The 264-nt window shown below is 49.2% G+C and carries 1 protein-coding gene and 1 tRNA gene; both read left to right on the forward strand.

Features of this window, described 5'->3' with window-relative positions; translation table 11 throughout:
• Window positions 1-182: hypothetical protein (locus H9X86_RS12285; RefSeq protein ID WP_204901765.1), on the forward strand; the 182-nt coding region annotated here is incomplete at its 5' end.
• Window positions 160-236, forward strand: a tRNA-Ile gene (locus tag H9X86_RS12290). The genes H9X86_RS12285 and H9X86_RS12290, both read left to right, overlap by 23 nt.
• Window positions 237-264 lie beyond the last annotated feature (28 nt).

Below are 264 nucleotides of genomic sequence, written 5' to 3' on the forward strand. Positions count from 1 at the left end.
GTTTCTCATTGTTTAATTTAGAGGGTGCAAACTGCGCATCCCCCGTCCAACCAATTCAAAAGCCCAACGAAGTGGGTTTTGAATTGAGAGGAGGAGCAACGGAGGGAATGAGCTTTCATGCTGGCATGGAAGCGAAGGATCCGAAGTTTGCGACGACGAGGGCCAATAGCTCAGCTGGCTAGAGCACACGACTGATAATCGTGAGGTCGATGGTTCGAGTCCATTTTGGCCCACCAGAGTCCATTGAGAATGGATATCAACATT

The sequence above is a fragment of the Pseudoflavonifractor capillosus genome, assembly GCF_016902575.1.
In the GTDB taxonomy this organism is placed as follows: domain Bacteria; phylum Bacillota; class Clostridia; order Oscillospirales; family Oscillospiraceae; genus Enterenecus; species Enterenecus capillosus_A.